This is a genomic window from Hymenobacter profundi, from assembly GCF_019334315.1.
Taxonomy (GTDB): domain Bacteria; phylum Bacteroidota; class Bacteroidia; order Cytophagales; family Hymenobacteraceae; genus Hymenobacter; species Hymenobacter profundi.
Genome location: NZ_JAHWGL010000030.1, coordinates 1 through 14,058 on the forward strand (window position 1 = coordinate 1; position 14,058 = coordinate 14,058).

11 protein-coding genes are annotated in these 14,058 nt (G+C 58.5%); 5 read left to right on the top strand and 6 right to left on the bottom strand.

Features of this window, described 5'->3' with window-relative positions:
* Nucleotides 1–80 precede the first annotated feature (80 nt).
* The 4 genes from KYK14_RS09330 to egtB all read right to left on the bottom strand — a co-directional run bounded on the left by KYK14_RS09330 (nucleotide 81) and on the right by egtB (nucleotide 5,264).
* Entirely contained in the window at nucleotides 81–1,472 is a 1,392-nt protein-coding gene (locus KYK14_RS09330) for an MATE family efflux transporter (RefSeq protein ID WP_208305881.1), read from the bottom strand.
* Nucleotides 1,473–1,650: 178 nt separating this feature from the next.
* Complete coding sequence (locus KYK14_RS09335) at nucleotides 1,651–2,766, bottom strand: pyridoxal phosphate-dependent aminotransferase (RefSeq protein WP_219158611.1); 1,116 nt, start codon at nucleotides 2,764–2,766, stop codon at nucleotides 1,651–1,653.
* Between the two features lie 49 nt (nucleotides 2,767–2,815).
* Nucleotides 2,816–3,814: an L-histidine N(alpha)-methyltransferase gene (egtD, locus tag KYK14_RS09340; RefSeq protein WP_219158612.1), complete on the bottom strand. Its 999-nt coding sequence runs from the start codon at nucleotides 3,812–3,814 to the stop codon at nucleotides 2,816–2,818.
* A gap of 142 nt (nucleotides 3,815–3,956) precedes the next feature.
* Entirely contained in the window at nucleotides 3,957–5,264 is a 1,308-nt protein-coding gene (egtB, locus tag KYK14_RS09345) for an ergothioneine biosynthesis protein EgtB (RefSeq protein WP_219158613.1), read from the bottom strand.
* A 253-nt stretch (nucleotides 5,265–5,517) separates the two neighbouring features.
* On the opposite strand from egtB, the gene KYK14_RS09350 reads away from it, so the two are divergent.
* From KYK14_RS09350 to KYK14_RS09360, 3 genes are all read left to right on the top strand, one after another.
* Nucleotides 5,518–5,769, top strand: a complete 252-nt coding sequence (locus KYK14_RS09350) for a KGG domain-containing protein (protein ID WP_185283032.1) — start codon at nucleotides 5,518–5,520, stop codon at nucleotides 5,767–5,769.
* A 124-nt stretch (nucleotides 5,770–5,893) separates the two neighbouring features.
* Nucleotides 5,894–6,961, top strand: coding sequence for an o-succinylbenzoate synthase (locus KYK14_RS09355; RefSeq protein WP_219158614.1), 1,068 nt, complete (start codon nucleotides 5,894–5,896; stop codon nucleotides 6,959–6,961).
* Nucleotides 6,962–7,032: 71 nt separating this feature from the next.
* Nucleotides 7,033–8,307: an aspartyl protease family protein gene (locus KYK14_RS09360; protein WP_219158615.1), complete on the top strand. Its 1,275-nt coding sequence runs from the start codon at nucleotides 7,033–7,035 to the stop codon at nucleotides 8,305–8,307.
* 179 nt (nucleotides 8,308–8,486) lie between these two features.
* Here the strand turns inward: KYK14_RS09360 and KYK14_RS09365 are convergent, their stop codons facing one another.
* Nucleotides 8,487–10,223 carry a phospho-sugar mutase gene (locus tag KYK14_RS09365; RefSeq protein ID WP_219158616.1) on the bottom strand — a complete coding sequence of 579 codons (1,737 nt, stop codon included), beginning with the start codon at nucleotides 10,221–10,223 and terminating at the stop codon, nucleotides 8,487–8,489.
* A 272-nt stretch (nucleotides 10,224–10,495) separates the two neighbouring features.
* On the opposite strand from KYK14_RS09365, the gene KYK14_RS09370 reads away from it, so the two are divergent.
* Both KYK14_RS09370 and KYK14_RS09375 read left to right on the top strand, forming a co-directional pair.
* A complete protein-coding gene (locus tag KYK14_RS09370) occupies nucleotides 10,496–10,882 on the top strand; it encodes a hypothetical protein (protein WP_185283036.1) in 387 nt (128 codons plus the stop codon).
* A gap of 237 nt (nucleotides 10,883–11,119) precedes the next feature.
* Entirely contained in the window at nucleotides 11,120–11,794 is a 675-nt protein-coding gene (locus KYK14_RS09375) for a hypothetical protein (protein WP_219158617.1), read from the top strand.
* Nucleotides 11,795–11,853: 59 nt separating this feature from the next.
* Here KYK14_RS09375 and KYK14_RS09380 read toward each other — a convergent pair whose 3' ends face one another.
* The gene (locus KYK14_RS09380) at nucleotides 11,854–13,761 is read right to left on the bottom strand and encodes an ABC-F family ATP-binding cassette domain-containing protein (RefSeq protein ID WP_219158618.1); all 1,908 of its coding nucleotides are present in this window, start codon (nucleotides 13,759–13,761) and stop codon (nucleotides 11,854–11,856) included.
* Nucleotides 13,762–14,058: the final 297 nt, after the last annotated feature.

The window sequence follows — 14,058 nt, forward strand, 5'->3', positions numbered from 1 at the left end:
TTACGCTTGTCGTTCACGCGTGATAAGGTCCTTCGCAGGCTCAGGATGACAGCCGTATTCTTTATTCACAACCTCACCACTTAATGCGCCATTACAATCCGTTCCAAATTCACGGCTGCCGGCGTTTGGGCGCTGTGCTGCCGGAAGCGCCAGAGCAGCACGCCCGCTACCAGCGTGAGGCCAGTGAGTAGCCCTACCCATACGCCGGTTGCACCCCAGCCCAGCCCAAAGCCCAGGCCGTAGCCTATGGGCAGCCCCACCGCCCAATATGCCAGCAAGGCTACTATAGAAGGTACTTTTACATCTTCCAGACCGCGCAGCGCGCCCAGCCCTACCACCTGCAAGCCATCGGATACCTGGAACAGCGCGGCAATGAGCAGCAGCCCGGCGGCTTGCTCTACCACCAGGGTTGTGTCGTTGTATAGGTAGGGAATCACCTGGCGGCCTGCTACCAATATGAGGCCCATCGTGCCCATAAACAGGAAGGTGAGCCAATAGGCCGTAAAGCCCGCCTGTCGGGCACCGGGGCCGTCGCCGAGGCCGTAGAAGTTGCCTACCCGCACGGTGGCCGCGGCCGCAATGCCGCTGGCCGCCATATAGGTAACGGAAGCTACGTTGATGGCAATCTGGTGGGCAGCCAGCGGCGTAGCGCCCAACCAGCCAATCATGATGGCGGAAAAGCTGAAGGCGCCCATTTCGAACATCATCTGCACGCCAATGGGCGCGCCCAGGCCCAACAACCGGCGCAGCGTAACGGCATCGGGGAGGAACTGCGTGCTGGCCGCTTCGCGGTAGGGTTGCAGGCGGGCCGCTCGTAGCACGTAGGTGCCCATGAGCAGCGCCATCAGAATGCGGGCCGTGAGGGTAGCCCAGGCTGAGCCCATCAGCCCCATTGGGGCCACGCCGAAGTGCCCGAAAATCAGGACGTAGCACAGGAAGGCATTCACTACGTTGGCCATGATGGACAAGTACATGGCTTGGCGGGTGAGGCCCAGGCCTTCGGCAAACTGCTTGAAAGCCTGAAAGAGCATCAGCGGCACGTAGGACAGGAACAGCACCTGAATCCAGGGGCGGGCCAGGGCTTCTACGGCCGCCGGCTGGTCTAGGTAGCGCAGCAGTGGCGTTAGGGCAAAGCCCAACAATGCCAGCACCAGACCGGCCGCCAGGCACAGCCATACGCCATTCACCAGCAGCCTACCCAATGCGGGCACGTCGCGGCGGCCATTGGCGGCGGCCACCAGCGGCGTGATGCCCAACGACACGCCCAGGCCCAGCACCAGTCCTACCGTACTTGTGCTCACGCCCAGGGATATAGCTGCCAACGACGTAGCCGCCAACGCAGGCGGGTCAATGTGGCCTACCATCACGCTGTCGCAGACGTTGACGAGCACGTGGCCCAACTGGCTCAGCACCACCGGGTAAGCCAGCAGCAAGGTGGGTTTAATGTGTGGACGAAGCGCGGTGAAAGACATAACAAGCAGATGAATGGGCCGGCAAAGGTAGCGTAATGCGAAGCACTGCCGTTCACCCCACCCCCAGCCCCTCCCCTCCGGGAGAGGGGTGCCAGTCAACATCAGAATGATTCGTCAGAACGCACCCCTCTCCCGGAGGGGAGGGGCTGGGGATGGGGTAACCGAAAGCGCTCTAAATTCACTTGCGCATTGCTTCTAGCGCCATTCGCAGCCGAGGTAGCGCCTCGGTCAGTACCTCGGACTCCACGGCGTACGACAGCCGCACAAAGCCCGGCGTGCCGCAGCTGGTGCCGTCTACCACCTCTACTCCGTTGGATTTTAGATGGGCCACCAGGGCAGCCGAGGCAACCTCCTCCGATTCGGCTGGGGGAAGGTAGGCGCGTAGGTCGGGGAAGGCGTAGTAGGTGCCGGCCGGCGGGGGTAGGGCGGGCACGTGGGGTAGGGCAGTCAGGGCGTGCAGGAGCTGCGTCCGGTTGGGCGCCAGCCGGGCCAGTAGGTCAACCGCAATGGCGTCGGCGGCTTCTACGGCCGCTTGGGCTGCCGCCTGGGCCGGCGCGGGCACCGACTTACCGGTGGCAAATTGGATGGCCGCGCACTTGCGGGCCAGCGCTGGCGGCATTACCAGATAGCCCACACCCCAGCCCACCAGCTCCAGCGACTTTGAGAAGCCGTTGAGCACCAAATGTTGCGCGTGCGGGTCGGGAAAGGAGAGCAGGGTAGGAGTCGGGTCCTCGCCAAACTGCACCAGATCGTAGATTTCATCGGAGAGCACCAGCAGCTCGGGGTGTTGCTGCGTGACTTCCAGCAGCGCCCCTACCTCGGCCCGCGTGTAGAGGCGGCCGGTGGGGTTGTTGGGGTTGGTGAGCAGCAGCAGGCGAGTGCGGGGCGTGAGGGCCTCCGCGAGCTGCGTCGGGGTAAAGGCGTAGTTATCATCGGCAGAGAGCGGGAGCAGCCGCACCACGCCGCCCGCCCGCTGAATCACCTCCCAGAAGCCAAACCACGCAGGCGTCGGCACCAGCACTTCGTCGCCGGGTTGCAGCACGGCTTGCAGCAGCGTGAGCAGGCCCGCTTTGCCGCCGGGCGTCACCACCACGTGCTCGGGCGTGACGTGGGTGGCGCCCCGCTGCCGGTAGTGCGACGCCAGGGCCGCCCGTAATTCCGGTTGTCCTTCGGCCGCCGATACGGGCAGGGCCCGGTTGCTGCGCAGAGCAGCCATAGCCGCTTCCACCGCCACGGCGGGGGTAGGGTAGGGGCCGTAGCCAGAAGCCAGACTAACCAGAGGCGAAGAGGACATATACCAGAGAAGTCAGAAGATAGAAAGGAAGCCGCAAGCTAGGCCGTGGCTACTCAGGTGCCAGCACCACATCCGCGAAATAAGCCTGCGCATCCGAGAAGGAATGCACCAGCGTGAGCCCGGCTTCCTGGCCCAGCTGCTTAATCTGAGGTAGGGTGAACTTGTAGGAGTTTTCGGTATGAATCATCTCCCAGGCCGCAAACTTCACGTGTAAATCCAGGGCGGCAAACTGCACCGTTTGGGCGCGGGTGCTCACCAAAAACGAGTGCACGGCCCCGCTCAGCGGGTCATAATCGGTGTAGTGCTGCCAATGCTCCAAGTCGAAATCGGCACCCAGCTCACGGTTCAAACGCTTGAGCAAATTGAAGTTGAACGCCGCCGTAATGCCCTGTGTATCGTCGTACGCCGCCCGAATCAGGCGCGGGTCTTTTTGTAAGTCGAAGCCAATGAGCAGCCGGTCGTCGGACGAAAGCGGACGGGCTACACTCCGCAGAAATTCATGCCGATCCTTGGGTAAGAAGTTGCCGATGTTGGAGCCCAGAAACAGCACCGCTTTGCGGCCGGGCCGGGCGGCCAGCAGCGTCAGCGCGTCGGCATAGTCGGCCGTTACGGGCTCCACGGGTAGTGTTGGCAGTTCGTCGGTCAGGCTGGCTACCAAGCCATCCAAAGCACCCGTCGAAATATCGACCGGCACGTAGGTGAAACGGGCGCCAGTATCGAGTAGATGGCGGAGTAAGATTTTGGTTTTCAGACCGTCACCAGCTCCCAACTCCACTAGAAAAAAATGCTCGTCGGCGGCTGTAGGGCGTAGCGCATCGGCAATGGCAGCCTGGTGCGTCGTAAGCAAGGCAAACTCGGTGCGAGTAGGGTAGTACTCCGGCAGCGCCATAATCTGCTGAAACAGTCGGCTACCCTCGTCGTCGTAGAAATACATCGACGACAGCATTTTGGGCGTGCGGCTCAGGCCGTCGGCTACGTGCTGGCCCAGATCAGTAGCAGAAGCGGGTGCTGCTGGCTCGGCGGAGGTAGGGGAGGAGAGGTGGGGCATGAAAGAAAAAGTATCGGGTGCGGTTTTACAATGAGATTGTCATCCTGAGTGCAGCGAAGGACCTTATGCCCGCAGAACGAGTCGTTGCTACGTCTGTCGTTCAATCGTGATAAGGTCCTTCGCAAGCTCAGGATGACAGCCGTTACCGGGCCAAGCGAATACCCGTGAACTGCCAGCGCTTATCGGCGTGGAAGAAGTTGCGGTAGGTAGGGCGAATGTGGCTTTCGGGGGTGGCGCAGGAGCCGCCGCGCAGCACCAGTTGGTTCACCATAAACTTGCCGTTGTACTCGCCCAGCGCCCCAGCCGCACGCTGGTAACCGGGGTAGGGATGGTAGGGCGAATACGTCCATTCCCAAGCGTCGCCGAGGAGCTGGTGGCACTGGCTGGGGTCGGCATCGGCGGGAAGGGGCTGCGGGTCAAAGAGGCCGCTTTCCAGAAAGGTGCCGGCCGCCGTAGTAGGCTGAAACTGTCGGGCCGCAATTTCCCATTCCTGTTCCGTGGGCAAGCGGTGGCCGGACCACTGCGCGTAGGCATCAGCCTCGTAAAAGCTGATTTGCGTGACTGGCGCGGCCATGTTCAGGGGTTGCAAGCCGTGGTGAGTGAAGCGCAACCATTGCCCATCTTTCTCCACCCAATACAAGGGAGTTTGCCAGCCTTCGCGCTGCACCAGTTCCCAACCCTCACCCAGCCAGTAGCGAAAATCCTTGTAGCCGCCGGCCTGTATGAATTCCAGGTATTCGGCGTTGGTTACCAGGCGGTTTTGTAACTCGAAGTCAGCCACGTAGGTATCGTGTACCGGTAGCTCGTTGTCGAAGCAAAAGCCAGTACCCTCGTGGCCCATACGCTGGATGCCTCCGGTTACAGGCAGCCAGGTAGCGGCGGGGGCTGAGGTAGCTGGTTTCTGGTCGGCTGGCGCGGGTAGGTAGGCGGGTGCCAACGGGCTGGTGCTCAGAATGTATTTGATATCCGTAGCCAGCAGCTCCTGGTGCTGCTGCTCGTGCTGCAAACCCAACTCAAACAGCTCGGCAAACGTGGCGGGTAGGGTGTCGGCTAGGGCCAGCAGTTGAGCCATGTGCGCGTCTACGTGGGCGCGGTAGGCGTACACATCGGCCAGCGGTGGGCGCGAGATGGTGCCGCGGTCGGCACGGTTCACGCGGCTGCCCAGCGAGTTATAATAGGAGTTAAACAGGTAGGCGTATTCGGGGTGGAATACCGTGTAGCCCGGCAGGTATTCGCGCAGCAGGAACGTCTCAAAAAACCAGCTCATGTGCGCCAAGTGCCATTTGGGTGGGCTCACATCGAGGGTAGGCTGCACCACGGTATCTTCGGCCAGCAACGGGCGGCACAGTGCCACCGATTGCTCGCGCACGGCTTGGTAGCGGGTTAGCCAGTTGGTATTGAGGGTGGTAGGGGTAGTGGTAACGGTAGTTGGGGAAGCAGTGGTAGACATACTAGTGGAGTTGGCAGGTTGTTAATACGTACGGCAAAAGGTAGGCGTTGGACAACGAATTGTGATAAATACAGCTCTCTGCAAGCTCATCCGTATTTATCGCGGCGTGGTGCGGTAAGTAACCATACTGTTCAGTATAAACCTTGATTTATAGGCATAAAATCGGTCCTTTCTTTTCTTTTTATCGTCTCTTGTCCTGACTTGCTTACGCAGATGGCAAGTTCTATTCTTCATCCTTTTACCACTAAGCGCTATGCAAACCAACGCCACTTCCTCCACAACCACTCGTCGTCCAGCACAGCGCCGGGCCAACAAAACAGTTACGAAGAGCCCCCGCGGTTTTGCCGCCATGGATCCTGAGCAGCAGCGCCGCATTGCCAGCGAAGGCGGAAAAGCCTCGCACGCCAGCGGCCGCGGACACCGTTTCACCTCGGAAGAGGCTCGCGCTGCCGGCCGCAAAGGTGGTATGGCCAGCCGCACACGTCCGGAGACGGCTACCCGCTAGGTAGTTGCTATACTTACTACATGCGTAAACCCTTGGCCAAGCCAAGGGTTTATTTTTTTGTGACAGCCAACCGAAATCAACGTGCGCTGTTGTGTACCGACGGTCCACATGCCACCGATTTTCTATGCTTACGCTCCGCTACTCGCACCGCCCGCTTCGCTTCAACTTCCCGGCCCGCACCTCGCGCGGCGCCCTCACCGAGCACGTGGCCTGGTACCTGCACGTGCACGACACTGCTCAGCCCAGCGTGGTAGGGCTGGGCGAGGCCGCCCCACTAGCTGGCCTCAGCCCCGACTATGGCCCCGGTTTCGAGGCGCATATTCAGGCACTGTGTGCAGATTTCAACCGGCTTGCGTTGCCGGAGCTGCCACCCGAACAAGCGCACCAGTTTGTGGGGGAAGACCTGCCGGCCCTGCGCTTCGCCCTCGAAACCGCCCTGCTCGACCTGCAACATGGCGGCCGACGCCTGCTCTACGATACGCCGTTCAGCCGGGGCGAGGCTGGCCTACCCATCAACGGACTGGTGTGGATGGGCGACGCGGCCTTCATGCGCGAGCAAATTCAGAAGAAGCTGGCAGAAGGCTATTCCTGCCTGAAGCTGAAAATCGGAAGCCTAGATTTTGCCACGGAATTGCAGCTGCTGCGCGAAATCCGGGCGGTGGCCGGCCCCAAGGAGTTGACGCTACGTGTGGATGCCAACGGCGCCTTTGCACCCGCCGAGGCGCTAGCCAAGCTGGCAGCGCTCAGCGAGTTTGCGCTGCACTCCATCGAGCAGCCCATTCGGGCGGGGCAGTGGGCGGAAATGGCCCGCATCTGCCGCGAGTCGCCGGTGCCGGTGGCTCTGGATGAGGAGTTGATTGGAGTACCGGCCGAACAACAACTAGCGCTGCTCACGGAAACTCGGCCGGCCTACATCATCCTGAAACCAACCCTACTGGGTGGGCTGCAACGCACGCTCCAGTGGCTGCGCACGGCCAACCAGCTGAGCATTGGCTGGTGGCTGACCTCGGCGCTGGAATCCAACGTGGGGCTGAATGCCATCAGTCAGTTTGCCGGGCAGTACGTAATGGATGGCTTTCCGCAGGGCCTGGGCACGGGCCAGCTGTACCACAACAACGTGGCGGCACCGCTGCACATCCAGGGCGGAGCGCTGCACTACAATCCGCAGGGTACGTGGGAATTGCCGGAGTAGGCTAGGGTAGGGGTGAAGTGGCGGGGCGTACGTTTTTTGCGTATCTTACCCAACGCTCTTTCCTACCCTGTATGCTCTTGGTTCAAGTACTTACACTGATTTTTCAGGGTAGTCGTCTGTGGCTGCTGGCGGCGCTGCTGCTGAGCGCCGGGCCATTGGTAGCGCAGGAAAAGCCGGCCTTTCGGTTCGAGCGGCCACGGGCGCGCCGCATCAGCCTACCGTTTCTGTTGCAGCGCAACTTGGTTATTGTGAGTGCCCGGCTCAATGGGCAGGGGCCGTACAATTTTCTGCTCGATTCGGGGGTAGGGATTTCCATTCTCACCGATCCGGCCGTGAAGAACTTCCTGCAACTGCGCACCGGCGAGGAAATACGGCTGATGGGCGCCGGCGAATCGGAGCAGCCGCTGCTGGCCTACCGTGTAGATAGCGTGCAGGTGCAGCTGCCGGGAGCGGTAGCACCGGCCCTCACGTTCTTCACGCTTTCGGAGGACATACTCAATTTGTCGGCCTATGTAGGAATGCCCATTCACGGCATTTTGGGCTACGATGTGTTCCAGAGCTTTGTGGTGGAAATACACGCCGATCCGGCCTTGCTCTACCTCCACGACCCCATCCGCTACCGGGCGCCCCGTTCGCGGCGGTGGGCCCGCATTCCACTAACGCTGCGAGCCAACCGCACCTACCTGACCACCGCCGTGCAGCTCAACGACACCCTGACGATGCCCCTAAAACTGCTTCTGGACACGGGCGCGGGTCATGCCCTGTCGCTGGAAACCGGCTCGGCGTCTGATATTCCCCTACCCCAACGTCGGCTGCGGGCGCAGCTAGGGCTAGGCCTCAGTGGCAACATCAACGGCTACCTGGCGCGGGTACAGAGCATGCAGCTGGGGCGCTACCGGGTGAAGTCGCTCCTCACATCCTTCCCCGATGCACAGGAAGTGCGCCTAAAGACCACCGTGCCGCGCGACGGTGGCCTGGGCTTCGAGCTGCTCAAGCGCTTCACCACCATCATCGACTACCAGCGGGGCGTGCTGCTGCTGCGACCCAACGCGCTCTACCACGACCCTTTTGAGCACGATATGAGTGGCATTGACTTGCTGGCAGTTGGTACCGACTACCGCCGCTACCTCATTTTGAAAGTAGAGCCCGGTTCGCCCGCCGCCGCCGCCGGCCTGCAACCCGACGACGAATTACTCATCATCAACATGCAGCCTACCGGCAACATGACGCTCACGCAAATCAGCCGCCTGCTACACTCCGGCGACAAGCGCGAGTTAATATTCATCGTGCGCCGCCCCAACGGGGAGTTGTTCTCTACGAGCCTGCGCCTGAAGCGGCAGATATAGGGTAGGGCTGGGGTGGAGAGTATTGTAAAAATGAAAAAGGCCTGTCATCCTGAGCGGAGCGAAGGACCTTCTCATGCGTGAACGACAATCGTATTAACGACTCGTTCACGCATGAGAAGGTCCTTCGCTCCGCTCAGGATGACAGGCCTTTTTTTAGTCTATCAGGACCTAAATTAACCCTATTTCAACTGCATATCCTCGATAATCGCCTGAATGCGCTGATCCAACGTACGGTCGGCCAAGTCGAAATCCACAGTAGATTTCAGCGGCTGCTTCACGCTGAAGTAAAACTTAATTTTGGGCTCGGTGCCGCTGGGACGGGCCGAAATTTTGCTGCCGTCTTCGGTCAGGAACTGCAATACATTGCTGCTTTCCAAGCCAGTATCGGTGGTTTGGCCAGTTTTCTGATCCGTGATTTTGCCGGTTTTGTAATCCCGGATTTCCACCACTGGCGAGCCGGCAATGGTAGCAGGCGGGTTGGCACGCAGGTCGCGCATCATCTCCTGAATTTCCTCAGCGCCGCGCTGGCCCTTCTTGGTCAGCGAAATCAGGTGTTCTTTGTAGAGGCCATAGTCGGCGTACATCTGCACCATTTCTTCGTAGAGCGTGCGGCCTTTGTCTTTGGCCACGGCCGCCATTTCGGCCACCAGCGCACACGCCGATACAGCGTCTTTATCGCGCACAAAATCGCCAATCATAAAGCCGTAGCTTTCCTCGCCACCGCAGATATACGTTTCCTTACCCTCCAGGTCGCGGATGATGCCGGCAATGTATTTGAAGCCTGTAAGCGTGTTATAAGCCTTCACTTGGTAGCGGTTGGCGATGTCGCCCAGCACGTCGCTGGTCACAATCGTATACACGATGAAGTCCTTATCGGTCATCTTGCCAGCCTGCTTGCGGGCCGACAGCATATATTGCGTGAGTAGGGCAGCTGTCTGGTTGCCGTTCAGCAGCACCCATTCGCCTTTGTCGTTTTTCACACCCATGCCCACGCGGTCAGCATCGGGGTCGGTAGCTAGTACGATGTCAGCATCGAGGGCTTTGGCCTGATCTAGCGCTAATTGCATAGCAGCCTTTTCCTCGGGGTTCGGCGACTGCACCGTAGGGAAGTTGCCGTCGGGGGTAGCCTGCTCCTGCACCACGTGCACGTTCTGGAAGCCAAAGCGCTCCAACGCTTTCGGTACCAGCGTGATGCCGGTGCCATGCAGTGGGGTAAATACGATTTTCAGGTCCGACTGGCGCTGAATAGCGGCCGGGTTGATGCTGAGTTGCTGCACCTGCGCGAGGTAGGCATCGTCCAGCTCCTGCCCAATCAGGTGAATCTTCGACTCGTCGGCCTGGAACCTCACCTCATCCACCGACTGAATGCTCTGCACCTCCTCAATGATGTTCTTATCGTGCGGTGCTACCACTTGGGCGCCGTCGTTCCAGTACACCTTGAAGCCGTTGTACTCCTTGGGGTTGTGCGAAGCCGTGATAACGCAGCCGCTTTGGCAGCCCAGGTAGCGGATGGCAAACGACAGCTCTGGGGTAGGGCGCAGGGCATCAAACAAATACACCGTGATGCCGTTGGCCGAGAAGATATCGGCCGCAATGCGCGCAAACTCTTTGCTGTTGTTACGCGAGTCGTGGGCAATGGCCACTTTAATTTCCTGGCCGTGAAACGAGCTCAGCAGGTAGTTGCTCAGGCCCTGTGTAGCCATGCCCAGCGTGTAGCGGTTCATGCGGTTGGAGCCGGCGCCCATCACGCCGCGCAGGCCACCGGTGCCAAACTCCAGGTCGCGGTAGAAGGCATCGTTGAGCGCATCGTCCTGGCCGGTGGCTACCAGCTGTTGGATATCGGCTTTGGTGGTCGCATCGTAGTTGCCGGAGAGCCAGGTATTGATTTTCTGCTGAACGTCGGGGGAGAGAGCCATAAAAGGGAATTGTGGAAGTAAAAAAAGTCGGTCTTTTGAGAACGGCGGTAAAGAAAAGAGGTTTACACAATATCAGCGCGAAAAGCACTGGCGAATCTCCGTTACTACGTAAAAGAGGCCTGGAGCGAACTTGCGAAAACAACTGTTCGTTGGCCCGTATACTAGTCTGCCGGTAGGCCCTTCGTGGGTTTCCACGCCCTGCCACCGTAGAAATGTAGGGATTCCTCCCCACCTTTGTATCGTTAACTCTAACCTCCGCCGTTGTACCACCTATGAACGTTACTGAACTAAACCAAGCCCTCGTTACCCTGATTGAGAAAAAGCAGGAACTGCAAACCCTCACCTACGACGACGCCCGCTACGACGACGTAGAAGAAGAACTGCACGATCTGGAAGACGATTTCAACGACGAGTACGGCCAGTTTCTGGAAGAAGCGCTGGAGAAAGTGCACGACGACCTGGGCTCCGATACCGACGTGCTGCTGCCCACGGCCTACCTGCCCGCCAACATCAGCGGCGAGCCTACCCCCAAGGAAGGCGTTTGGATCGACTCAGAGAAATATTCCGGCAAGGAAGCCCGTCTTACTTTGATACCTAACCCTACTCGCCTTTTTCTGACGGTAGGCAAGACCGTGCGTCAGGAGGTGTGGAAAGCATAAGCTAGAAAGAATCTACTGTTGAAACCCAGGTTGCGCTAGCGTAGCCTGGGTTTTGTTTTATAAAGCGGCTTAGAAAATTACTAAACCGCTTCTATATATCCTGTATACCCTATTTCGTTTATTTACTTTCAGATTACTTACCCTGTAGCTTACTACCCTATGAAATTATTGCAACGGCTATCTATATTGATTGTCAGCAGCCTTCTAAGCGCGTGCGGACCGTCTTACTTCCTCACCATGAAACCCACGGCGGCGGATACTATCTGGTATGAAGGGCGCGAAATGATGCTGCAAGAGCAGGACAGTATGCTGGTGCAAATGAGCTTCGTGCGGTATGAAGGTAGAGAGTTGGTGTTTGAGGCAGTAGTAGAAAATGGCTCCTCGCAGCCTATTTTGGTAGCCCCCGAGCAGTTTTACTACCAACCCGTGGTTACCCAGGCCGCAGCGGCAGGTACCGCCACCAATGTGCCCGGGCGCGTAGCGGCCATCGACCCAGAGCAACGCATGCAGCAACTGGAAACGCAGCTGGCGTACGAATCCAAAGAAGCCACCAAAGTCAGTTTCGGCGAATTGCTCACCACGCTAAGCCACATTACAGAAAATGTGGCCAGCATCAAGAAAGAAGAGACGGAGAAAGAGATAGACGAGCGCGAGGAACGGCAGCAAAGTGAGCGAGACTACTACACCAACCACCGCATAGACCACAGCATAGCGGCCGACCAGGTACGATACACGAAGGAGGAGGTAGAGCAACGGCTGTTGCGCAAAAACACGTTGCCACCGGGCCAGTACATCCGCGGCTACGTTTACTTTCCGCGCACCGATGCGGCCGATGTTATTCGGGTAGTAGTGCCTGTCAACGAGCAGCAGCCCGCCACGTTCGATTTCACGCAAAACCGGACGAAGCAGTAGCTCCACAAAGCAAAAGCGCCGGCTCGTGGGAGTCGGCGCTTTTGCTTTGTGGAGATTGTCTACACGAATTCAGCTAGCTCTAGCCACCGTTCGCCTTTGGTATCCAACTCTGTATCAATTTTCTTAAGGCGGGCCGCCCAGTCGGCTAGCTCCTGGGGGGTACCGTTGCCGCTGCTGAGCTTGTCTACGAGTTGCTGCTTCTCGTTTTCCAATTGCTCAATGGCAGCTTCCAGCGTTTCGTATTCCTTCTTTTCAGCGAAAGAGGCCTTGCGCTTGGGCGTCGCCGCAGGGGTAGGGGCTGCCGGAGCAGCAGCAGGCGCCACCCCAGCGGCGGCTTTGGCCGTTTTGGCAGCTTGCTGCTGATACTCGGCCGTGTTGTGCTCTTTCTGCCACTCGCGGTAGTCGGTGTAGTTGCCGGGGAAGTTGTGCATCACGCCGCCTGGCTCCAGCACAAATACGTGCTCCACCAGCGCATCCATAAAGTAGCGGTCGTGCGACACGATAAGCAAGCAGCCCGCGAAATTCAGCAGGAAATCCTCCAGGATATTCAGCGTGATGATGTCCAGGTCGTTGGTCGGCTCGTCCAGAATCAGGAAGTTGGGATTCTTGATGAGCACGCGCAACAGCTGCAAGCGGCGCTTCTCGCCTCCGCTCAGCTTGCTTACCAGTGTGTACTGCTGGGCCGGCGGAAACTGAAAGTGCTGCAAAAACTGCGAAGCCGTTACCACGTCGCCGTTGGCCATTTCCACTACCTCGGCCACTTCCTTCACAATATCAATCACACGCTGCGATTCGTCGAACTCCAGCTCCGTTTGGGTGTAGTAGCCAAATACGGTAGTCTGGCCCGCATCTACGGTACCCGAGTCGGGCGCCAAGCGGCCCGTGAGCATGTTGAGCAGAGTAGACTTGCCCGCACCGTTTGGCCCAATCAGGCCAATGCGGTCCTTTTTCTTGAACACGTAGCTGAAATCGTCCAGCACCACATGGTCGCCAAACTGCTTGTGCAGGTGCTCTACCTCAATGATTTTGCCGCCCTGGCGGGTAGTCTTTACCGACAGCTCCAACTGCGGACCGCCAATCTTGGTCTTGGCCTTTTCCTGCGTTTCGTAGAACGCGTCGATGCGGGCTTTCTGCTTGGTGCCGCGGGCCTGGGGCTGGCGGCGCATCCACTCCAATTCCTTGCGCAACAGGTTGCGGGCTTTTTCCACCTCCACGGTTTCCATCTGCTCACGCTCGGCTTTCTTCTCTACGAAGTAGGAGTAGTTGCCCTGGTAGCGGTGCACGCGGCCCTGGTCTAGCTCCACAATTTCGTTGGCTACTTTATCCAGGAAATAGCGGTCGTGGGTTACCATCAGCAGCGTGAGGGTAGGGGAGGCCAAGCGGTTTTCGAGCCACTCAATGGTATCGAGGTCGAGGTGGTTGGTAGGCTCGTCCAGAATTAGTACATCGGGCTCCTCAATCAGCACGCGGGCTAGGGCCACACGCTTGCGCTGCCCCCCCGACAGGTTACTGACTTTGCGTTCCAGCAATTCACCCAGGATACCTAGCCGGCCCAGAATCTGCTTCACCTGCGAGTCGTAGTCCCAGGCATTGTGCGTGTCCATCAGCTCCAGCACCCGTTGCAGCTCGTTGGGCGAGTGGTTGGGGTCGTTTACCACGTGCTCGTAGTCGCGGATGGCAGCGAGGGTAGCGTTTTGGCTGGCAAAGATGGTTTCTTCTACCGTCAGGTTTTCGTCGAACACCGGCTGCTGGCCTAGGAAGGCCACACGGGTTTCCTTGCGCACGCTCACCGAGCCCGTATCGCCGGGCTCAATACCGGCCAGAATGCGCAGCAACGTGGTTTTGCCGGTGCCGTTGATGCCGACCAGCGCCACGCGCTGCCCTTGTTGCAGGCCAAAGTTCAGGTCGCGGAACAACCAACGGTCGGCGTAATTTTTCGAGATATTCTCAGCGGAAAGCAGATTCATGCTACAAAGGTAAGATAAGGACCATCCTAAAGCTTCCTGTCTCTCTGCATTTCACATGGTTGAGGAAAAACAGCAGCACCATTCTCCAGTCTTGGCGGATGAAAGGCTGATAAGTATGCGGTTAGTGCTCATGATATAAATCCCAGGCAAAGCACAGTGTATATTATATGATTTATTCGATAAAATATTGATTAATTAATAATTATAATGCAAATAACGGTTGCGGGAGTTGTATTATTTTATCAGACAGTTACATTTATGTGAACCGTCCGATAAAGCCATTTTTGAGTTATTTAT